The organism is Colwellia psychrerythraea 34H (genome assembly GCF_000012325.1).
Taxonomy (GTDB): Bacteria; Pseudomonadota; Gammaproteobacteria; order Enterobacterales; family Alteromonadaceae; genus Colwellia; species Colwellia psychrerythraea_A.
This window is the reverse complement of record NC_003910.7, coordinates 2,633,191-2,654,848: the sequence shown is the minus strand read 5'-3', so window position 1 is coordinate 2,654,848 and position 21,658 is coordinate 2,633,191. Positions and strand designations below refer to the sequence as shown.

At 37.7% G+C, this 21,658-nt stretch carries 21 protein-coding genes and 1 pseudogene; 5 read left to right on the top strand and 17 right to left on the bottom strand.

What is annotated here, in order from left to right; all coding sequences use genetic code 11:
• Positions 1-85 precede the first annotated feature (85 nt).
• The 5 genes from CPS_RS22905 to CPS_RS11345 form a co-directional block, all read right to left on the bottom strand.
• Positions 86-418 (bottom strand): hypothetical protein, encoded by a 333-nt coding sequence (locus tag CPS_RS22905; RefSeq protein ID WP_011043359.1) that lies wholly within the window; start codon positions 416-418, stop codon positions 86-88.
• A 34-nt stretch (positions 419-452) separates the two neighbouring features.
• Positions 453-911, bottom strand: a complete 459-nt coding sequence (locus tag CPS_RS11360) for an SMI1/KNR4 family protein (protein WP_011043358.1) — start codon at positions 909-911, stop codon at positions 453-455.
• Positions 912-1,434: 523 nt separating this feature from the next.
• Positions 1,435-1,815, bottom strand: coding sequence for a VOC family protein (locus CPS_RS11355; protein WP_011043357.1), 381 nt, complete (start codon positions 1,813-1,815; stop codon positions 1,435-1,437).
• 299 nt (positions 1,816-2,114) lie between these two features.
• On the bottom strand, positions 2,115-2,933 hold the full coding sequence (locus CPS_RS11350) for a hypothetical protein (RefSeq protein WP_011043356.1): 819 nt from the start codon (positions 2,931-2,933) through the stop codon (positions 2,115-2,117).
• Between the two features lie 84 nt (positions 2,934-3,017).
• Complete coding sequence (locus CPS_RS11345; RefSeq protein ID WP_011043355.1) at positions 3,018-4,289, bottom strand: O-acetylhomoserine aminocarboxypropyltransferase/cysteine synthase family protein; 1,272 nt, start codon at positions 4,287-4,289, stop codon at positions 3,018-3,020.
• Between the two features lie 720 nt (positions 4,290-5,009).
• Between CPS_RS11345 and CPS_RS11340 the strand changes: the two genes are divergently transcribed.
• A complete protein-coding gene (locus tag CPS_RS11340; RefSeq protein WP_011043353.1) occupies positions 5,010-5,522 on the top strand; it encodes a cytochrome P460 family protein in 513 nt (170 codons plus the stop codon).
• A gap of 123 nt (positions 5,523-5,645) precedes the next feature.
• On the opposite strand, the gene CPS_RS11335 is transcribed toward CPS_RS11340, so the two are convergent.
• The 9 genes from CPS_RS11335 to CPS_RS11295 all read right to left on the bottom strand — a co-directional run bounded on the left by CPS_RS11335 (position 5,646) and on the right by CPS_RS11295 (position 10,131).
• On the bottom strand, positions 5,646-5,867 hold the full coding sequence (locus tag CPS_RS11335; RefSeq protein ID WP_011043352.1) for a hypothetical protein: 222 nt from the start codon (positions 5,865-5,867) through the stop codon (positions 5,646-5,648).
• A 45-nt stretch (positions 5,868-5,912) separates the two neighbouring features.
• Complete coding sequence (locus CPS_RS11330) at positions 5,913-6,230, bottom strand: hypothetical protein (RefSeq protein ID WP_011043351.1); 318 nt, start codon at positions 6,228-6,230, stop codon at positions 5,913-5,915.
• Between the two features lie 99 nt (positions 6,231-6,329).
• Complete coding sequence (locus CPS_RS11325; RefSeq protein ID WP_041736941.1) at positions 6,330-6,527, bottom strand: hypothetical protein; 198 nt, start codon at positions 6,525-6,527, stop codon at positions 6,330-6,332.
• A 136-nt stretch (positions 6,528-6,663) separates the two neighbouring features.
• A complete protein-coding gene (locus CPS_RS11320; protein WP_138140271.1) occupies positions 6,664-6,933 on the bottom strand; it encodes a hypothetical protein in 270 nt (89 codons plus the stop codon).
• A gap of 316 nt (positions 6,934-7,249) precedes the next feature.
• Positions 7,250-7,747: a GNAT family N-acetyltransferase gene (locus tag CPS_RS11315; RefSeq protein ID WP_011043349.1), complete on the bottom strand. Its 498-nt coding sequence runs from the start codon at positions 7,745-7,747 to the stop codon at positions 7,250-7,252.
• A gap of 59 nt (positions 7,748-7,806) precedes the next feature.
• Positions 7,807-8,520: a ZIP family metal transporter gene (locus CPS_RS11310; RefSeq protein WP_011043348.1), complete on the bottom strand. Its 714-nt coding sequence runs from the start codon at positions 8,518-8,520 to the stop codon at positions 7,807-7,809.
• A 68-nt stretch (positions 8,521-8,588) separates the two neighbouring features.
• The gene (locus tag CPS_RS11305) at positions 8,589-8,948 is read right to left on the bottom strand and encodes a hypothetical protein (RefSeq protein WP_011043347.1); all 360 of its coding nucleotides are present in this window, start codon (positions 8,946-8,948) and stop codon (positions 8,589-8,591) included.
• Positions 8,949-9,056: 108 nt separating this feature from the next.
• Complete coding sequence (locus CPS_RS11300) at positions 9,057-9,647, bottom strand: DUF2238 domain-containing protein (RefSeq protein WP_041736939.1); 591 nt, start codon at positions 9,645-9,647, stop codon at positions 9,057-9,059.
• A gap of 166 nt (positions 9,648-9,813) precedes the next feature.
• Complete coding sequence (locus CPS_RS11295; RefSeq protein WP_011043345.1) at positions 9,814-10,131, bottom strand: antibiotic biosynthesis monooxygenase family protein; 318 nt, start codon at positions 10,129-10,131, stop codon at positions 9,814-9,816.
• 211 nt (positions 10,132-10,342) lie between these two features.
• Between CPS_RS11295 and CPS_RS11290 the strand changes: the two genes are divergently transcribed.
• The 4 genes from CPS_RS11290 to CPS_RS11275 all read left to right on the top strand — a co-directional run bounded on the left by CPS_RS11290 (position 10,343) and on the right by CPS_RS11275 (position 19,233).
• Positions 10,343-11,632, top strand: a complete 1,290-nt coding sequence (locus CPS_RS11290) for a MipA/OmpV family protein (protein WP_011043344.1) — start codon at positions 10,343-10,345, stop codon at positions 11,630-11,632.
• Positions 11,633-12,272: 640 nt separating this feature from the next.
• On the top strand, positions 12,273-14,039 hold the full coding sequence (locus CPS_RS11285; protein ID WP_041736938.1) for an autotransporter assembly complex protein TamA: 1,767 nt from the start codon (positions 12,273-12,275) through the stop codon (positions 14,037-14,039).
• The gene (locus CPS_RS11280; RefSeq protein WP_011043341.1) at positions 14,036-17,968 is read left to right on the top strand and encodes a translocation/assembly module TamB domain-containing protein; all 3,933 of its coding nucleotides are present in this window, start codon (positions 14,036-14,038) and stop codon (positions 17,966-17,968) included. The genes CPS_RS11285 and CPS_RS11280 overlap by 4 nt, the downstream gene beginning before the upstream one ends.
• 359 nt (positions 17,969-18,327) lie before the next feature.
• Complete coding sequence (locus CPS_RS11275; protein WP_011043340.1) at positions 18,328-19,233, top strand: LysR family transcriptional regulator; 906 nt, start codon at positions 18,328-18,330, stop codon at positions 19,231-19,233.
• 82 nt (positions 19,234-19,315) lie between these two features.
• Here the strand turns inward: CPS_RS11275 and CPS_RS24110 are convergent.
• The 3 genes and pseudogenes from CPS_RS24110 to CPS_RS11260 all read right to left on the bottom strand — a co-directional run bounded on the left by CPS_RS24110 (position 19,316) and on the right by CPS_RS11260 (position 21,381).
• Positions 19,316-20,069 (bottom strand): annotated as a pseudogene (locus CPS_RS24110) (SDR family NAD(P)-dependent oxidoreductase).
• A 65-nt stretch (positions 20,070-20,134) separates the two neighbouring features.
• Positions 20,135-20,539, bottom strand: a complete 405-nt coding sequence (locus tag CPS_RS11265) for a nuclear transport factor 2 family protein (protein WP_011043339.1) — start codon at positions 20,537-20,539, stop codon at positions 20,135-20,137.
• A complete protein-coding gene (locus tag CPS_RS11260; protein WP_011043338.1) occupies positions 20,536-21,381 on the bottom strand; it encodes an enoyl-CoA hydratase/isomerase family protein in 846 nt (281 codons plus the stop codon). Before CPS_RS11260 ends, CPS_RS11265 begins: the two co-directional genes overlap by 4 nt.
• Positions 21,382-21,658 lie beyond the last annotated feature (277 nt).

Sequence of the window (21,658 nt, the reverse complement as noted above, 5' to 3'; positions counted from 1 at the left end):
TAAAATCATTTTAATTCCCACTGAAATCCTGCACTTTGAATAGTAACGGGTATATATAGCTATTTCACGAGTTGTGATAGCACTTTTAGGTCGCAGTAAAAGAAAAAGTTAACTTACAGTCAATATACTTAAGCATACGATTCACTATTACCGGAATATCAACAATCCCCGACGTAGAATTAGCGTTTACTGAAACCAAAATATCACAGGCTTCTATCTCAATTCTTTGACGCACGTAGTAATCATTTATATCTTCAAAATTTTGCTGTGTTAACGGTACACAAGCGATATAACTCTTGTTTTCACTGTGTGCTTCATGAGTAGATCCTAAAATTTCTCGCACTAAAGAATACGCTTGAAACTTATCTAAACTCAGAAATCGGAAGCTTATCTCAGCTTCAATGTTGGGGTTACTCACCTGACTCTCACTATATTATGAAGTGTATTTATTACTAGCACTCTTCAAGCTTATTGAATTGTTCTAACCAATCGCTGAAAGAATCAGAAACCTTTTCTATGGTGCACAGATCATGATTATAAAACCATACTGGAACATCTACTTGCTTATGTTCACACTCGGCAAGTTTGAAACAAAACATGTTGCCCTTACAGTCAGAGGCAAATAAAATATGCCCTTTTGGCATGCCACTCATTTCATATAACTTAGACAGTGAAGCGACATCATCTAGGCTCAAGAAGTCTTGAACATCGGATATTTCAACATTTAAATCAACGATTTTAGTCAATACGTTGGGCGTATGAACCAAACCATAAGTGGAAATTAAATATTTATATGAATCGGGTAAAAAAGCAGTTAACTCTGTTTCAAGCGCGTCAATATCATGCTTTTCAATCGGGATCATAGTATGTTTAGTGCCCCAGTTTTTTACAAATAAATCAATACTCTTCACGAAGAAATACTCCAAACGAATATCACCCAAGTCAATGGGTAAAATAGTGTTAGCTAAATTAGGTAGAAGTCGGCAATTAGCCTACTTATGAAGGGGTAATAAGTACCGAATACCAATTACACTAATTAATTGCCCATCTTCAAATGGTCTACATCTATACTTTCTGCGTTGCACTCAATCCCAATAGCCAGCTATTGCTCAATCACACGCCTTGAACATGAAGATTTATCCTCATTGAATTTTGTTCACTAAACTAATATAAATGGTATAACTGATAAGCTGCGTATACGCATATAATATCGCACTCTTTGACTATGAGTAAGTACAATTATCATTGGGATGATGTGCTAAAGGAATAAAACCTAATCTTGTTAAAGTTTTGTCTCGGGTTCAATTAGCGACACGGCTGACTAGTTAACGGTTTATCTGAATATCGAGTATTGTCCATAGCTTACGTTCACGGCTAACAAAAATATTTACTCATTACCGTGAAACGCAACTATGTTATTCAAAGAGTCGACGGTTAACCGATACGGTGAAGCGCACAAATTTTATTATCAGAAGGATCGCGTAAATACGCTAGGTAAATCTTACCAATTGCCCCTTCACGCACACCCGGAAGATCTTCACAGGTAGTTCCGCCATTAGCGACACCAGCAGCATGCCATGCGTCAGCAATAGCAGGCGTTTTAGCTGCAAAACCAATAGTCGTACCATTTCCATGACACGCTGGTTTTCCATCTATAGGTTTACTCAGCGCAAAAACACCACTGTCGGTAAAATAAAAACAACGACCTTTATCATCAATTACGCCGGCTTCGTAGCCCATTTCACCAAGAATGGCATCATAGAAAATCTTTGATTCTTGTATATCGTTTGCACCAATCATTACATGACTAAACATTGTCTATCTCCTCGTTAAATATAGATATACCGAATAGCGGTACTATCTATAACACCCAAAGAATGGGCTAAAAATTTTGTTATGACATTTAAGTCCATAACAACTCACCCATTATCGTTGTCATTTTAGGTGTTGACGCTTTACGCTTACCAAAGTAAGAGCAATAGCTTAAGTAACCAACGATACCATAGAGTTAACAACTATTTCATCTTTGAGGGCTACATTAATATTCAAGTGTAGTAATTAGTTATATCTGGGTCGTCACAATCACGTTTTAATCATTGGAATTATGAACACCGTTAGGCAACGGAATTATAAGTGCCCTTTGTATGCCAAACCGCAAGACGAGCTATATGTATTAGCAAACACTGAGAACCAATATACAGTGACCAATTTACGTATTTCGCAACAGGAAAGAAACCTTCCCCGCCATTGCCGTAGATCCAAAATTGACCAATAACGCCATCAGCAACCGCAGCTAATACAAGCCCAATGGCAACAAGCCAAACGACACGCTTTATTGCTGAATTATGATACGCAGTTAACAAGATAAATCCGCTAACACCAACAAGAGTGATGAGCACAGCATAACTACCCGTTACAATGGAAACATGTGTTCCAGTACCTGAAAGATGCATAGAAACAAAGGATACCACCCCTATTAAAGATGCGATAAGCCCCCAAATAATCAGCAATTTTGGTTTGAAGCCATTGGCGACAGCGAGCGAGCAGGCAACCGTTAGAAATAAAGCGTAACCTGGAGCAAAAAAAGTGACTGAGTCGGCAAGATAATCATGTTTTACAATGCCGCCATAGCGATAGTATGTCAGTGGTAAATTAAAATTAACCACATCTCCACAAACGCACAAGGCCAAAGCAATAACAACAACCCACGCGATAACCCGATGTGATGTTTCTGTGGAATGACGATATACCCAGTTTTTTATGGCATAACAATTAGCAAGAAGCGCGACAAGAACAGCACATTCAATAAACAAAATAACGAAACGTGCATTGCCGGTAATAGACCAGTAACCCGCAAGGCCACCAATAGATTCAATCGTAGCAATGACCCAAATAATGAGTGAGGTTACGAAATACCTGTCTATAAGGTTCATTTAATAAAGTCGATTTTAAATATCATTAAAAAGGAGTAAAACGCACAATAAAGACGCGCGTTAACGCGTCATTATTGCTCGTTATTATACTTTATCTAACGCTTGGCTAACATCAGCAATGATATCGTCAATGTGCTCGATACCTACAGATATTCTGATCAAATCGGAGCTTACACCTGCAGCAGCGAGTTCTTTCTCATTTAATTGTCTATGAGTAGTAGAGGCAGGATGACATGCTAGCGACTTTGCATCACCAATATTAACTAAACGTAAAATCATTTGCAGCGCATCAATAAACTTAGTGCCTGACTCAAGTCCGCCAGTAATACCAAAACTTAAAATACCAGAGGCTTTACCAGAGGTGATTTTTTCGCAGTTTGCACGATAAGGACTGTCAGGTAATGCTGCATAGTTAACCCATTCAACTTTATCATGCTGTTGAAGATAGGCAGCCAGTTTTTCAGCATTTTCACAATGACGATCCATACGTAAACCGAGAGTTTCAAGGCCTTGTAGAATTTGAAAAGAATTCATTGGTGATATTGCAGCGCCCGTATTTCTTAACGGACCTACACGACATCGACCAATATAAGCAGCAGCACCTAAGGCTTCTGTGTATACCACACCGTGATAAGCAGGATCTGGTTCATTTAATACTGGAAAACGTTCTTTATTGGCTACCCAGTCAAATTTACCAGAATCAATGATAACACCACCAATTGAAGTACCGTGACCACCAATGTACTTAGTGAGTGAATGCACAACAATATCTGCACCTAACTCAAACGGACGACACAAGTAAGGCGTAGCCACTGTATTATCGACGATTAACGGCACACCATGTTTATGAGCAATGTCAGCTAAACGCGAAATATCGACTACGTTACCGGCAGGGTTTCCGATAGACTCACAAAAGATCGCTTTAGTTTTTGCATCAATTGACTGCTCAAATCCTTCAAAATCATCGTGCTTAACCATGCGAGATTCAATGCCTTGCTTAGGTAATGCATGAGCAAATAGGTTATACGTACCACCATAAAGCTCGCTGGTGCTAACAATATTATCGCCCGTTTCACAAATACACTGCAGTGCATAAGTAATTGCAGCCATACCTGAAGCAACACAAACTGAGCCTATGCCACCTTCCATTGCCGCAATACGTTTTTCCAACACATCAGTCGTTGGGTTCATAATACGTGTGTAAATATTACCCTGCACTTTCAGGTCAAATAAATCGGCACCGTGCTGAGTATCATCAAAGGTATAAGAGGTTGTTTGGTAAATAGGAACTGCAGCCGCTTTCGTTGTATCTTCGGATTTATAGCCTTCGTGTAACGCTATTGATTCTAATTTCATTACGTTTCTTTCCATAGTTAAGTTTAAATTCGTATTTATATTTAGGTTTAAGTTAAATAATAAAAAACCACCTCAAGTGGCTAAAACAGTTGGTTATAATAATGAACAGAGAAAAACCAATCGTAATTGTTATGTCTTACCTTCAGTTGCAACCAAAGCGCTTTATGCGAGAGCACTATTGATTACAATCACCTCCATTTAAGAGCTAATAACAACAAAACAATGATGTATTATTCGATAATGACCACATTCAAATAGACAACATAGTCTCATGCCTAAATATCAAAGCAGAGTCAGCTTATTATGAATAGCATAAATAATCAAAATGAAATTAACCTCGACGATAAAACAATAGTTATTAGTTCGATATTTGACGCAATATTCTCGTTATTTATCTCATGATTAAAATATAGAAAGTGTTTAAAAACCAAAAAAGTGCACTTTATTAATGATTTACTTCAAGGAAGAAAGAAATTTAATAAGCTGTAGTTAAAAGAAGTTCAGTCAAATATAAGGCATAAGCAATAACAGCGTTAAAGCAACACACCTTAACCTTACCAAATAAACAGATTGGTGAAGTGAATATAAAACGTCAAAAAGTAAATAATTAATACAATAGTGACAAACAAAAAATAACGTTAAATGAAATAATTATCACTAATCATCGTTCTACTAAAGGTACTGAGATGAACACCATAACTAACTCAAGGAACGACTAGAATGAAAACGAGAAATTTACTTATTATTGCGTTATCCCTTTTCCCTGCAATAACCTTTGCTACCGATAATAAAGTCCTGGTAAAACCAAACTTAGAAGGTTTAACCTTACCCGAGAAATATAAAGACTGGCGCGTAATTTCAGCTTCCCATCGAACAGACAACAAGAGTATGAGAATTATTTTAGGTAATGATATTGCCATCAAAGCATCACGCTCAAATCAAACCAACCCATGGCCAGATGGTACGATATTAGGAAAGTTGGTTTGGAAACAAACGACTGAAAAGAACTGGCCTACAGCAATTGCCCCAGAAGAGTTTATTCATGCTGAATTTATGTATAAAGATAGTAATAAATTTAAAGCGAACGGCACAGGTTGGGGATGGGCACGTTGGTTAGGAAAAGAACAAAAACCTTATGGTGATGACAACGATTTAAATCAATCGTGTATCGCTTGCCATACCCCCGTAAAAGGAAGAGATTGGGTTTACACTACCCCAGTGCAATTACCCTAAGCAATAAAAAAGAAGCAACAAAGGAGCAACAAAGGAGCAAAAACCAAGGCTTATGACTCCTTTTGAGTACTGCGTTAAGCTTTTATTGTCGTAGCCAATAACATCACAGTGCTTTTTTATATGCTAGTTGTTACATGCACAAGCTAGTTTTCCGTCTTTTTGATACCATTCTTCATAATTACCACCGGAACAATTACGCTTAATGTCTGCGCAGCTTGCACCATTGTAACTGATATCATTTCCCGTAGCGTGTTCAAGGGCACGCTCAACTATTTGCTCACTAAGAGATCTAGAAGAGCAACCTGAAAGTAGGATGAGTATAAATATTAGCGCTAGATATTTCATGCGGACTCCATTGTATTTAGCAACTTAAGGCATTGTTATATTTGGTTAACGAATTAACTCACATTTACCTTCAACACCATGTTTATCTAGTCTTGTTTGACACGCTTCAAGAGCTGCTGCTTTTGCTTTGTATGTTGAGCTATAACCTTCTCCGTAACCATAAAACTCCGAACCATCAGATGTCTGACCTAGAGCAAAAGCTTTGTTTGATTTTCTAGATGCAAACTCTTCGAGTGCTTGATCGGTATTATACTGATAAGTTTTTTGATTACATAAATTTGAATCAGGCTCACTCTCACAAAATGATGGTATTGACTGACAACCAGCCAGAAAAATTATTGATATCAATCCTAAATATTTCATTGATAGTCCTTTAAAAATGTAACGCCCAGATAAGGGGCTGATTAATAGTTGGTTAAAATTAACGACGAAGGAGAAAAAACCAACTGTTATTTGTCCTGATTAATTTGCTTGTTGTGTGTTTTTTGCACTCCACCTTCCAAAGACAATAATGACATAAACACTGATGGTAATTGTACCAAGCATGAACCCTATGAAAATCGATGAATTACCAACGAAAATAGACATACCAAGTGAAGTACTTAAACATAAGGTTAAAGCACCAAGTTGGGCTCGATTGAGTTTGTTGTTGAATCTCATTTTTGACTCCTCATCCGTGAATTTACAGTGAATAATCCTAAACACATCACGCCTACTTAAGCGGAAAAATATAGTTGGCTAAAATGTAGAACGGAGTGAAAACAGCCAACTGTATTTTTACCGTTTGAAGTTCTTGTTATTTATTATTACGACTAACTAGTTCTTTTTTATACTTTCGTTCCGACATATACCAAGTCAGCACACCAAACAGCACTCCAGTTAATGGCCAAACTATATAATGAATAATGGCGGATTTCGATGTGAAGCCATCAGCAAAAGGTTTGTTCATGAAAGCCATTAAAATAAACATTGGTAAGCCCCATGATAAGACACCAGTAAATAGAACAAAATTTAATTTTCCTTTTGTTCGCGTTGATTCCCATGCTTTAAATTGATCATCTTTCATTTGATTTAACGTCCATATTTGAATAAAACATAACAATTTATTATGTAGACGTATCAGTAATCATCATCTACTTTAATGTTGAATAAAATAACTCAATATCCTTTAATTTCAAACCCTTATTCTATTATTTTTTACTTTGTTAATAGAAAAGCATAAATATTACTGAGTCTTCTCAGTAATTTGACGATAGGATGCATTATAAAATATGAGAAAAATTAAAGCTTAATGTCCACAATGGCACTTAACAGCCTTTCATAGGAAGATTAAACATTAGATATATCCTCAAAGTGATTACCATCGCACCCTATGTCACAGGCTAACCTTGTTCCACCTCTTCTTTGTAGATTTTAAAACCGCGCGCTTTGTAATTTTGTAAAGCACTTAGGTGGTCAAGGCTACAGGTATGCAACCAAACACGTTTTGCATCAGGCAGAGACCATGCTGATTTAATGGCACAAGTCAGAAGATAGCCGCCGAAGCCTTTACCGATAAAATCTGGTGCCAAGCCAAAGTACATAATTTCTACATCACCTGATGAAGTATTTTGTAGTTCAAAATAACCTGCAATAGCGCCTCGATAATAAGCCACATAAGTACTGACCATTGGACTTTCAGCATAAGTTTTCCATGATTCATCACTGTGGGTAAGTTTATCAGTCCATTCCCATGGCTCTCCAACATACTGATAAAGAAAACGGTTGAAGCGGAAATTTTTAATTTCAACCTGTGTAACAGTCAAACCTCTGGACTCGAGCTTAGGGTTTAATTCAGTTAGTGTGTTCATTTCAAGGTAATAAATAGTGACTTCAGACATCTGTTAATCCTGTTATTATTGTTAAGTGACGAAGTACCATCAAGGCTAAAAATAGTGCTTTATGCTGTAAACATGAAACCAAGCATACCAAGAACAAAACCTAGTACAGCGCCCATTGGTGGAGCCCAGTGTTTTTCTAGTTTTACTTGAGGGGCTATGTCTTGGAATATTGAATAGAGAATACCGCCTGAGGCAAATAGCATAATCGCTGCGATAATTTCTGGGTAATCAGATAACCATAAATAACCAGAAACGCCAGAGATTGGGCCAAGTAAAGCCATTAACGTAAACATGATGATAATTTTTTTCGGTTTATAAACGGAAGTCCCGTTCAACTCACGATAGGCACTAAACCCTTCTGGTAAATTTTGTAATGCAATTAAACCTGCAAGTAGAAAAGCGGTACTTTCTCCCGTCGCAAATGCTGCCCCTAAGGCGATTGATTCTGGAATAAAATCAGACAGCATTGCAGCAAGTTGACTCGCTGGGGTATCTATTTTCTTTAGGTAAATATCAAGGGACATAAAACTGAGCCCACCGACTATAAACCAAAAACATACCGACAGCGGTTCTAGAACAGCCATGCCTTCAGGCACTAGCACTAGCGCAACAGCTGACAATAACGCCCCACCCCCAAATGCCATAACACTGTGTCTAAACTCTTCCTCAATCCATTTTTCTTTGATACTTTCAAAATGTGCAATGGCAGCCCCTAAAGGCATAGCCAAACCAGCAATTAAGCTTGAAACGATAACTGTCAATAAAAGATACATGTGCTCATCCGTGTTGGGGTATAACGCCCTTTAAAAGGCTGATAATGTCCGGAGTTATAGTTAACTTTTTACCTGTCGTCCATTCTCTGCAGGTTATCTCCTTCAACGCTATGAATGTTGGTAGTATAGTAATTTAAACTGTATTCAATGTTTAACGAAAAATATAAGCTTTGTTTTAAGTGCGCTTTTACTGCCGCTTCTATTTCACTGCTTAACTTTTGGGTAAACCTTTTGTCTCGATGCGGTTTAGGTAATAACGAAACGGTAACAAGTATGTGTGCGTATTTATATTGAGAGCATGGGTAGGCTCTTGATTTGCATTCCCCTGCACTTACATCGTGCTTTGTAATGACCGCTTCTATCGCGTCAAAAACTTTGTTCGTATCGAACTCTACATTATCTGAATATTTAATTTCTACATGAGGCATTTGAATAATTCCTTAAGCTTACAGGTTTAATAAAGGACTAAAATTGAGAGCAAACTTAGGAACACAGCATAACTGAGACAGAGCTATGCCACTACTAGCAGTCTCGATTTAATTACTAGTGACTTTTTGTATTTGGTGATTATGAATTTTTGATAAGACCATTAAAGAACAAATTGCACCTAACAAGGCCAACCCCATATCTGACTGTGTATCCCATACATAACCTTGTGTTCCTAAAAAGGCTTCTGCATCTTCACCAGACATTAACGCAACCCACCATTCAATTAACTCATAAAAAGCACTGAATGCTAAGCAGATAGAAACAATAATAACATTTCGCCAAACGTTACCGTTGACAACATTTTTACGGATTAAAATTTCTCTCGCTAAAAGTGCAGGAACAAAGCCTTGAAAAAAGTGTCCCACTTTGTCGTAGTTATTGCGCTCTGCACCGAATAAACCATCAAAAAAAGGTACTTCAGCATAGGTGTAATGACCGCCAATCATTAACACAATGCAATGTAATAAGATGAAGAAATATAGCATCGAAGTAAGGCGGAACGAGCGGTATGTAACTGTTAATAAAGCAGCCCCGATTAATGCAGGAAACACTTCAAGAAACCAAGTGAACTGATCTTTAGGAGATATTCCCGACCAAATAAGCACAGTGATAAATATGACTATCCATAGAGGTTTAATGTGAAGATACTCCTGATAAAGGTCACGAACACTTAAATAGACAACTATTGCGGGTTATCAGATATGCGTAGTTTTACGTGAACAACTCTTTGTATTAAATCAGTTTAAAATATTGTTGAGAACTTTTAAACAAAAATATAATAGTTATAGACTTATACCAATAGTATTAGTTACCGTAATCGCGTTCTACTTTTGAAATTCGCACTTTAAACGAATCATACCAAGACTTACGACCCGTTTTTTGAGCTTCTAAATGTTCCACGTTCGCCTTCCAGTTTTTAATAGAGTCGAGGTCTGTCCAATAAGAAACAGTGATACCAAGCTCTTCTCTGGCTGATTCAATGCCCAAAAATCCTGATTGCTGCTGTGCTAATTCAACCATTCTGTTGGCCATTTCACCATACCCATTATCACCTTCAGTCCTTGTAGACGTGAAGATTACGGCAAAGTATGGCGGTTTAGGTGTATTTGAGATCAACGACATTATTACTCCGAGTTAAATGATTTTGTCCCTATCGAGCTAAAGTTTGTTAATTAATCCCTGTTGGCTAAATTTAGCACCCCTATCTTAAAAAGCTTAAATAGAATATGAGATAGCGAGTGATACTGTTATTTACCTCACATTAATTCCCACGGGTTGTCACTATACTGCTAACATAAATGATGTTAACCCCATTGATTTTAGAGAAGTAATTATGCGCTTAATCGTCTCATTAATAGTATTGTCATTCAGTATAAATGCAATCGCTAAACCTAATTCTGAAGAAAAACCCTGGGGTTTAGGTCTTCTCGTCAGGAGTGCTAGCATCCCATTTGATGCCGAGGATGATAAGGTTAACAGTATCGTACCTATGATGTTTTATGAAGGTGATACTTTTTTCTTACGCGGCATCGAAGGTGGCGGTCACTTGTTAAAAAAAGCTGACTGGGAACTAAATGCCCTTGGTCGTCTGCGCTTTGTCGATATTCCTACTGAATACCAAAATGAAACACAAGCAGATACCTTTGATTTTGGTTTTCAATGGCGTAAAAACATAAGTGACAGCCATCATTTTGATGTGGAAATATTGAGTGATCTTGATGGTAAACCGTATGCTAATTTCATCAGTAGCTGGTACTTTCAAAACGATAGCTGGGAATTTATGCCAAAAATATCAGCGCGGTATAAAAGTGCTGAGTTTAATAGTTATTATTATGCCTTGAATGAATTAACAGATGAACGCATTGGTGCGGGTATTGATGTAAATGCAACCATTGAATCAAGATACCATGTAATTTCAAACTTATACTTCATTGGTTCACTCGGCCTAACCGGATTAGATAATAACGCTTATCAAAGTGCTATTGTTGATAAACGCTGGCAAAGTGAAGCTTACCTTGGTATTGCATTTTTTAATGATAAAACAAAAAGTAGAAAAAGCTCCCTCAATAATGGTAGCTACCTGCGCGTTGCTCATGGCTGGGCAACCCCTTCTAATATTGGCGAAATTCTCGCCGGTGACACTGAAAAAGACGAATTCAACAATCAACTCACTTCAGTTTTCTATGGCGTACCGCTAACGGATGAATTATTTAGTTTACCCATTGAGTTGTATCTAATCACAGGATTGGCTTGGCACTGGAGATCAGATGTACAAGATAGTGAACAAGAATATCAACTCGGCATCAAAGCTTATTACACCATTCATTGGCCTGTTCGATGGCGCTTAGGGTTTGCCGAAGGAATTTCATATATTTCTGATGTGACTTATATTGAGAGAACCGAGATGGAAGAAAAAGGCTATAGCCCAAGTAAGCTCATGAATGCGATAGATTTTTCTATAGATATAAATTTGGGTGATATTTTCAATGCTAATGCATTAAAAGGTACGTGGCTTGGCTATGGTATTCACCATCGTTCTTCTATATTTGAATCGGCTTCGCAGTTTGGTCGTATTAAAGGTGGTAGTAATTACAATACTGTCTATCTGCAATTTGATTTTTAGCTTTTCACTTGTTGTATCTTTTCAATACATCCCCCAAAGTATTTTTAGGTCATGAAAAAGCTAATTACCACGAAGTTATAAAGTTATTTATTGTTCGTCAATCACTTTATACCAATTTGATTAAATTTCTTCCCAACTCAGAGCTATGTTAGATGTTCAATAACAAGGCGAATTTGTTTAGGTCTAGTCATTCTAAATCAAATGAATTTAACGATGTTAATGGGCATAGAACAAGCTCCCAAGGGCGAGTTTAAAAGGCTTACATGCAGCGTTATTGATTTTGACAAGGACGCTGCATGGATGCAGCTTATTAGAGAATGCAGGAGCATATTCTCCTGAATAACCATTCTCTTCAATCAATGTCTTGCCTCTAAGCCTTTTATTTCTCGCTGAGTGGGAGAGAACTTAATCAACTTGGTATTAGAGACTTTTTAGGTAAATTTGGTTTGAGTTACCCCTTTAAAAACACCGCATGACGCCACCGAGTGTTTGCTAATACTCGTAGTCACAATGCTATTTATAGCGTAATATTTGCCATTCTAACAGTAACAAATTCTTCAGGAATAATATCTACTTAATGGTTTTGAACATTCCACATTACCTCAAGACGCTATCAAAGATTTTTAATCTAAAAATCAAAATGTTAGTAGTATCGTTCTTGTTCCTATTTTTCACCAACGTCGCTCTTGCAAGCAATTTAAAGGTGACACTTGATGGCGAACTATCAAAGGCTGTTGAAAAAAACATCCATTCATATTTAGGTACTTTGCCAACATCTGATTTAGAACGCTCTGCCTTTATCTATTCTGCCAAAGATAATGCCTTCAAAGCATTAAATTCGTTAGGTTATTACCAAGCTGACATTCGTGTTGTAGTTGAAAAAGATCCGTGGAAACTGATCCTTATCATCACATTAAACGAACCAACTTTGCTCGATAATATCAACATCAACATAACTGGCGCTGCACAAAACGATCCGGCTTTTATTGCCTTACTAAATGATATTGACATTCACCATGGCGATAAACTTCATCATGGTAAATATGAAACTGTAAAATCTGACTTATTGTCCTTGGCACTACAACGAGGTTATTTCGACGGCAGTTTAGTCGATAGTAATATAACAATAAAACAAGGTTATCATTATGCAAACATCACCATTACTTATAATAGTGGTCCTAGATATCGCTTTGGTGAAGTAAATTTCAATGACTTTGATCTTAAACCACAATTATTAACCAGTATGATCCCTTTTAAAAAAGGCGATTTTTATAACACCCATGATTTTCATAAATTGCAGCAACAGCTTCAATCTACGCAGTATTTCGGTAATGTACAGGCGGTTCCCGCTCAGAAAATTGAAGACAAAGTAAATGATAATTACAGCATTCCTATCAATGTGACACTGACACCAGCAAAAAGTCATCAATTTGATTTTGGTGTCGGTTATGCCACCGATACTAAGTTTCGTCTTTCCGTTGGCTGGCGCACACCGCTTATAAATAAATATGGCCACTTTCAAGAAACAAAAATTGAGTACTCTCCTAAAAATCCTACTGGTAACTTTATTTACAGTATTCCGTTAGGTCATCCGACTGAAGACCTTCTACAAGTTAAAGTGACGGTTGAAAATGATGAATATCCTGATTTAAAATCTAAGTTTTATTCTGCTCAAATCGGTCGGGTGCTCAGTAAAGACAACTGGAATAGACAATTTTATACCCGACTGCATCAGGAAGCTTGGCGTTATAATTTAGACGAAGTTGAACCTAATATTGATTGGTCTAAAGAAGATAACGTGCAATACATTATTCCCGGTATTATTTGGTCTAGAACTATTCGAGGTGGCTCGGCTTTGGATCCAAGTTCAGGCTTTAGACAAATATATAATATAGAAGGAGCACATTTAAAAGCAGGCTCTGACAATAGTTTTTTTAGAATACACGGACGTTGGAATTACATTACCACATTAAAACCAAAACACCGTTTAGTGACCCGCGCGGAATTAGGGGCTATCTATATTGATAGAGACGCCGAATTAGCCCCTTCATTACGATTTTATGCCGGTGGAGACCAAAGTATTCGTGGCTTTGCTTATCAGTCCATTGGTTCTACCGTGCCTTCATCATCTGACCCTGAAAACTCTGTTCAAGTAGTCGTTGGCGGTACGCGGTTGATGGTAGCAAGCATTGAGTATCAATATTATCTAACCAATAAATGGCGTGTGGCATTATTTTCTGATGGCGGCAGTGTGGCAAATAAAGGTGAATTTAATCCGGTCTATTCATTTGGCACAGGTTTACATTACCTATCTCCCGTTGGTGCAGTTAAATTTGATTTTGCCTACGGCATTGATGATGATGAAAAAGGCTGGCGAGTTCATATTAGTTTAGGTGCTGAATTATGATGTGGCGCAGAATTAGTTTGGTTGTATCTAAGTATTTGGCAATATCACTTTGCTTTATCACCGTACTCGTTACGACTCCTTGGGGCACAAATATCACCTTAACATTACTCAATAATTTTGATGGTGTTACCTTTGACTATAACAGCGGAGCTTTAGTTCGAGATGTACGATTAAACTCATTTCAGTTGCAGTTAGCAAATCTTGATATTAGGGTAAATGGCTTATCAACTGAGATTAACTTTGCTTGTGTCTGGAATAAAACCTTATGTATTAAATCAGCAAAAGCTGACTATTTCTCTTTACGTTACTTGTCTGACGATGAGGGTGATGAGCAAGTTTCATCAGTAAATAATACCGCATCTCAACTTTTTGTAATGCCCTTTTCAATTAACGCTGATTCAGTTGAGCTTAAAAAAAGTCTGATAGTTATCAATGATACCGAGATCACAATTGAGCAATTTATTACACAATTGTCGATCAGTAAAAGTGAGTTTAACTTCTTACAACCCAGAGCAAAGCAGTTGACGTTATTACTCGTTGGAGAAGAACAAACAACGCCTGTTAACAACCAGAGCACAACTTCGTTAGTCAATAATACTTTTACTAAGTTACCAGAAATTAACCTGCCTATTGCGCTGAACATTGAGCAATTACAACTCGATAGTTTGGCTGTAGACACTTTGACTGTTAACACTAAGGCTCAGCCAGAACATGCTCAAGCTACTTCAATAGACAATCACCAAGCAAGAAATTCACTGTGGCTTTCAAACAATAATCATCTAAGCGCTACTTGGATTAATACCGATGTCAGTATCAGCCAATTTAAAACCACCACATCAGCGTTCTCTATCAACCAATTAACTGCTGAGGCAAAGCTACTACCTCCCTACCAGCTTACAACTCACTTAGAAAGCCAACTACACAAGGTGGCATGGTGGTCAGAAATTGATGACAGTACTCAACAATTATCAATACAAGGCTCATTTGAAGATTTAACATTTGATGTGATCAGCGAAGGTAACTTAGCGCTTAAAAGCCAAGGTAAAATTAACTTCATTGATGAAGCCATGCCCTTTAACCTAACCATAGACGCTCAACAAATTCCAACGCCTTTATCATTAACTGAGTATGGTGAGTATTCCTCATTATTGTTATCTCTCTCAGGCGATGTAAAACAACAAACGATGGATTTAGCCAGTCAGATTAAAGGTTATGGCTATAATAATGCACAGCTGAAACTCAAAGCCAGTTATCAGAAAAACCGCGCTACTATTGACCAGTTTATTTTTAACGATGAAGACTCAGAAAGCCAAGTATATTTAACGGGTGATATAGGCTTATTAGCTGACGATATTAGTTGGCAGTTATCTGCTCAATCAACCGGTTTTACCTTGCCCGAAATAAACATACCGGCGCTATCAGAGTTAGGCACCAGTGAAGAACAAGTTGCGATGTTAACAAAAACACTGCCTGATTTAATTACCGGTAGATTGCAAGGAAGCATCAACAGTCATGGTGCATGGTCAAAAAAAGCATGGTCTGTCTCGCTAAGCGATACCGACATTTCAGGAAATATAAATGCACTAGACCTAACGATAAAAGCAGATATTGGTTTAAATCAATTAGGTAATCTACAACCAGGTAAACTGCTGATCGACTTCAATAATAGTGCCTTAACACTGCAAGCCTCGGATAGTGACTTTTGGGATATTAAAGGAAAGTTAACAGTAGATAATATTAATCAATGGCATCAAGAGATACACGGCAGTTTTACCAGTGATTTTTCAGTTACCGGAGCGCAAGACAATCCTACTGTTAACCTACAAAGTCAATTAAACCAGTTAAATTGGCAACAATGGTATAGTGATTCGTTAGCTATTAAGGCGAACTATCAACCAATGAGTGGTCACGACATTCAATTAACAGTAAAGAATGACTATTTGGATTGGGTGAACGAATCTACGCGTTATCGCATTAAAAATATCCTATTTGATATAACAGGCAACGCGAGTAATCATCAAATAAACGCTCAGTGGTTAGGTGATTTTGCTGGCAAACTTGCCCTGTCTGGTCATTGGGATGATGAATTTACTTTATGGCAGAGTACTATTGAGCAAAGTGCATTAACCTATAAGAATATTACCCTTAAAAATAATAAAGACTTCGATGTTAATGTCGATTTAGCCAAACAAGAAAGCATGGTAGCGAGTCATTGCTGGCAAGGTGAAGGGTTTGGTCTTTGTTTGCCCCATCAAGTGAATCTCGGTAATGTTGGTGATGTTGCCCTTAAAATGAATATTGACCTTGCTGTCATTGACGAATTATTTTTACCTAAAGACACTGAGATCATTAGTGAAATTGACGGTGATATTCAGATAAATTGGTCTACCCAGCAAGCTATCTCAGCAAAGGCGCGCTTTACGATGTCGCCGGGTTATTTAAAAGTGAGTGATGATTTTGGCGAGCATGTGCTGTCACAGTGGTCGCAAGGTTTGTTTGCTTTGACTGTTGATGAAAAGCAATTAACGAGCAAGTTAGCGCTAATAGCGACTAATAACCTTCCCTTGGTAGATATCACTTCAAGCATTGACTTTATTGATGATAGTTTTACTGATAATAACTTAGTGAGTAACCCTAAAGCCGACTATTCTTTTACTGATTCCACGGTAAATGCACAAATATCATTAAATCAAATAAACTTATTACCTTTCCAAGGCATTTTAACAGATGTAATTACTTTAGAAGGTAAAGTAACAGCGGATATATCCGTTGATGGCACTCTCGGCTCTCCTTTGTTTAATGGTGACATAGCATTAACTAAAGGTAAATTTCGATTGCTGCAAAATGCCAATACCTTAGAAAACATATCCTCTTCAGTCATGATTAATAATAATCAAGCGACAATGGACGCTGACTTTTATCTCGCCGATAAACTGGCAAAAGTACAAGGAAATATGTCATGGCAAAACAGTTTGTCGATGAACTTAGATTTAACAGGCTACGCGTTGCCGTTAGTTTTCCCTCCACAATTAGTGATGAGCATTTCGCCCACGTTGAATTTTTCACTGGTAGAAAAAGCATTAACCATAAGTGGCAATATTGACGTGGTAGACGGCACGTTTAATATCGAGAAACTACCTCAAAGCAGCGTTTCATTGAGTGATGATGTCATCATTCTTGACCAATATGGCAAAGCTGTTGTTAAAGAAACTTCTGGTTTTGATATAAAAACCGACATTAGCGTAAATATAAAACCCGCTTTTGAAGTATCCGGACAAGGATTATCAAGCCATTTATCTGGCCAATTGAAAATTAGCCAACAAGAGAAAAACCCATTCCAGTTATTTGGCAATATACAATCGTCTGATGGTACTTTTCAAGCATACGGGCAAAAACTTAAAATAGAAAAGGGAGAGTTCACCTTCAACGGACCAATGGATAATCCTTACTTTAATCTCCGTGCAAGTAGACATATTAAATCTGAAGATATTGATGTCGGCATTCGGGTAACCGGATTAGCCAATACATTAAATATGGAACTTTTCTCAACCCCGACAATGGAAATGCCTGAAATTTTATCTTATCTAGTCAGAGGAAGAGGCTTAGATGCAGGGGCAGAAAAAAGCACCGTTGCAGCCAGTTTGTTGGTCGGCTTTGGGGCTACCAATAGCGCTGGATTATTTGACCAAATCGAAAAAATACCACTGATTAGTAATATCGCAGTGGATACTGAAGGTGAAGGCGATCAAATTCAAGCAACGGTTAGTGGTTATGTCGGCAACAGAGTTTATTTGAAGTATGGTATTGGCGTATATGAACCCATTAATGAACTTACGGTGAGAATGTTCATTTTAAATCGATTTTGGTTAGAAATTGTCAGTGGTATTGAGCAATCGACAGATCTTTATTACTCGTTCTACATTGATTAATAAACGGAGAAAGTCACTGTTAGTTCAGCCATTTTATCTTCATACAACAGAAGTTAAAATTTAATGGATATCAATAAAAATATATCTGTGAGGTGAAAATTGACTTACCGATTTCCCATAGCATTAACAATATTGTAAACACTAGATTTGAGCCTATTATATTATTGCTCTTCTAAGTTGTTAAAACGCCGATAGTATTATCTACAACCGTGTGCTGTCATTAATAAAGGAATAAGCTAATTGTTTCTGCTACAGACTACACTGCTAAATATATTGATATTTACTATATAAAAAGATAGCAATAGGACATTATACTTAATCAGCTTATAGGTTATCTATATAATGTTAGGAGATTGGATATGAATATAGAACACCTAAAGCTCTTTTTACGACTGGCCGCCACTAATAACATCAGCCAAGCTGGAAATGATTTAGGGCTATCACCTGCGGTAGCAAGTGCACATATTAACAAACTCGAACAAGGACTAGGCATCCGTTTGGTGCACCGTACCACTCGAAAAGTATCATTAACAGAAGAAGGTGAAACCTTTCTCCCACACGCTGAAGAAGTAATTTCTAGCATTGAAACCGCTCGAGCATCTGTTGGTGTAGGGCAAGCCTCTCCAAAAGGAAGGTTACGCATCACGGCCCCTGCTTCCTTTGGCCGAATGCATATTGTCTCAGCAATGAAGGGATTTTTATCCCTGTATCCTGACATACAAGTCGATATCCGCCTAACAGATAACATAGTTGACTTAGTTGAAGGTGGTTTTGATATCGCTATTCGTGATGCTGAGCTTAAAGATTCAACATTAATAGCCCGCAAGCTATCACCGGATAAACGTATTATTTGTGTCTCTCCTGATTACCTTAAAAAATTTGGCGAGCCTAATTCGCCACAAGATCTACGCGATCATCAGTGTGTAATTTTAAATGGCCTTGAAACGTGGGTATTTGATACCCCTGCAGGTCATATAAATATTAAACCAAAAGGCAATTTTAGAACCGATAATGGTGAAGCCATGCGAGATGCGTGCGTTGATGGTTTAGGGATCGCTATGAATGCCACATGGAGCGTCTATCGTCATTTACAATCAGGGGAACTGGTTCAAATTCTTAAAGAATATCCTCTGATTTCTAATGCTGCTATCTGGGCGGTTTATCCCAGTTCACGTTTATTAGCGCCTAAAGTAAGAGCTTTTATAGACTATTTATCCGAACAATATGGCAGATATCCTTATTGGGATGAATCGCTAAACAAATAAGTGTTCAATTATAACTGCATAAATTAAAATTTCGGCCGTTCTACACAGCGAAAATAAAAGCACTGCTGTTAATTGACTAAACTCACTCAATAGCAATAAGTTGTTTAGTAAGTGCCCAAAGCCTTTTTTGAGCGGTTAAATTGTAAGCTTGTTCATTCGCTCTGTCGGGACGTAGCTGTGTAAAATATTGTCCCGTCACACCGTTTAACTCAGGGGCACAAGCTAGAAACAATTGGGCAAGTGCTCCTGATTCAGGACTATTGTTTGAGCCGCCATAAGCCTGTTGAACCATACGAGTATTTAGAAATGAACCAGGGTCGAGTGCGTTAATTGTAATACCTTCATCACGAATCTGCTCAGCAAAAAAAGTACTGAACATCACCACTGCCAGCTTACTTTGAGCATAAGCCGATGAAGCATTAAACGCATTTTTCATCATCAAGTCATCAAACTTCAATGGTCGCTGCGCCGCCGAGGCAATATTAATGATACGACCTTGAGTTAGCGTTAGTGCAGGTAACAATAGTTCGCATAAATTGCTTTTCGCTGGGCCCAGGTCCGACACCCGCATTATTGATCAATACGTCAAGTTTAGGATGGTCTGATAATATCTCTTCAGCAAGATGTCGTATCTGTACTAACGCACTTAGATCAGCATGATAACCATACACTTGGACATTACCCGTTGTTTCTTTGATACTTTCAACGGTATCATTAATTTTATTGATTGAACGTCCATGTATCAACACTGTTGCACCACGTAATGCTAATTTTTCAGCCGTGATCCGACCGACGCCATTGGTTGACCCCGTAATGAGTACGGTTTTATTGTGCATAGTCAATTTGTAATCATCTAAATCGATATCATTCATATTGTGTCCCCCAATGGCGTTTTGTCACGTTAGTTATCAATAAAAACCGATTTTACGTGTAATGTATCCATATACTCTCTAATAGTTATGATTTGTTCATCCTTAATTTCAAACAAAAAATGGTACATGTTATTGTAAATAGTCCCATCAGATTTTTGACCATAGGATTCAACCTCAGCAGCAACGCGATCTCCGCTAGCTGTCCATCCTGAAGGCGTTAGTGTCATACCTTTTGGGAATATATTATTGACCGTATTCATCAAATCAGCGACAGCAATTTTGTCCATTTCGCCTGAAAGAGGTAAACCACCTTCTCGACCCATGACTCTCCAGATGGCAGCGTTATTTAGCAGAGATAGTACACCTTCCACATCATTAGCCGAAAATCGTTCAAGAAATCTATTAATCACTAATTTATTCTTTTCAGTACTCATTTGACCTCCTGAATGCCCATGACTAACTGGTCCCAATTACGTTGATTATCCATATCATTTTGCGCACCGTTATCATCAGCATATTGAAAACGTTGTTGAGCCGGTGTTTTACTCATAGATTGATATAGCCAATAAGCTTCTTCTTTAAGAGCAGCTTCAATTGGTAGATCAATAGATGCATAAACCGCACGCTTACATGCTTCGATTGATTCGGCTGGGAACTGACCGATACGATTAGCTAACTCATCTACATACGGACCAATTTTATCGGCATCGAGTGCTTGGTTGATAGTCCCATATGCTTGAGCCTGGTCTGCATCAAAATCACGAGCACTTAAAATTATTTCCAACGCACGACCCAAACCTACTTGTCTAGCCATACGAGATGCACCACCACCACAAGGTAAAATGCCCATACCCGCTTCCATCTGCATAAACTTCGCTCTACCCCTTGCAGCAAAACGCATATCACACGCCAGCATAAATTCATGTCCACCTCCACGGGCAAAGCCTTCAACTTTAGCGATTGTTGCTTGAGGAAGCGCACTAACTCGCTGTAAAACCTTTTGCAAATAAAGTAATTCTATTTCTTCCCTAGGTATAGCCTGCGTAGATATATCTTTAAGGAAGTTTGTGTCTGCATGAGCAACAAAAATTTCAGGATGAGCAGATTGAAATACAACGACTTTAACGCTGCGATCATCTTCTAAAGTTTCTGATAAGCGATTAAGATCATCAAGCATCGAAATGCCTTGAATATTAACAGGACCAAAGTCAAAAGTGACCGTTAGGACAGCTTGATTTTGGCTAGCATAAAACGTTGTATAATTTTCATAAACCATAAGAATCTCCAAATTTGTTACTAGATAAAAGTTGTAAATTACAGATACAGGTTAGCACTCGCATTATCTATTGATAATTGCCTTTTTGGTAGATTCTGTTTATAGATTTCATTGATAGTATTTTATGCTGTTATCCATTACTTATTTAAGCCACTATTTTGTAATATACATGGTGTAAAGCTTAGATATGAAAGCTGAAATTACACTATTACTTTCTTGAATTTCACATTCGTTTCACAGGCATACCCATACGATACCAGCATGAATTATTACTGTG